Genomic DNA, 404 nt, shown 5'->3' with positions numbered 1-404 from the left:
CCTCGAGCCCTGCGCGCGCAGCAGCTCGAGGACCTCCTGGCCGTCCATGCCCGGCAGCCCGAGGTCGAGCACCATCAGGTCGTGCCCGCCGGAGAGCGCCTCGTCGAGACCGCGGCGTCCGGCGTCGACGACGGTGGTCTGGTGGCCGTCGGCACGCAGCCCCATGGCCAGGAACGAGGCGATGCGCGCCTCGTCCTCCACGATCAGGATGCGGGCCACGGGGCCTCCTCGACGAGCACGGACGACGCCCCGGACGTGGGCAGCGTGATGGTGAACCGAGCGCCGTGCGGCGACTGGGGGCGGTCGTCGGTGACGGCGACCGAGCCGCCGTGGGCGGCGACGATCGCGTGCACGATCGACAGGCCGAGGCCGAACCCCTCGTCGCCGTCGGGCACGGCGCTGCG

The 404-nt window shown here is 74.8% G+C and carries 2 protein-coding genes; both read right to left on the bottom strand.

Annotation, left to right across the window (positions count from 1 at the left end; genetic code table 11):
* Positions 1 to 219 (bottom strand): response regulator transcription factor (locus QWY29_RS19810; protein WP_300962959.1); only part of this gene is annotated, 219 nt, incomplete at its 3' end.
* Positions 204 to 404 (bottom strand): ATP-binding protein (locus QWY29_RS19805; RefSeq protein ID WP_300962958.1); only part of this gene is annotated, 201 nt, incomplete at its 5' end. The genes QWY29_RS19810 and QWY29_RS19805, both read right to left, overlap by 16 nt.

Origin of the sequence: Nocardioides abyssi (assembly GCF_030412915.1) — a bacterium.
Lineage (GTDB): Bacteria > Actinomycetota > Actinomycetes > Propionibacteriales > Nocardioidaceae > Nocardioides > Nocardioides abyssi.
The sequence above is the reverse complement of the archived record's forward strand: the minus strand, read 5'-3'. Positions and strand labels throughout refer to the sequence as shown.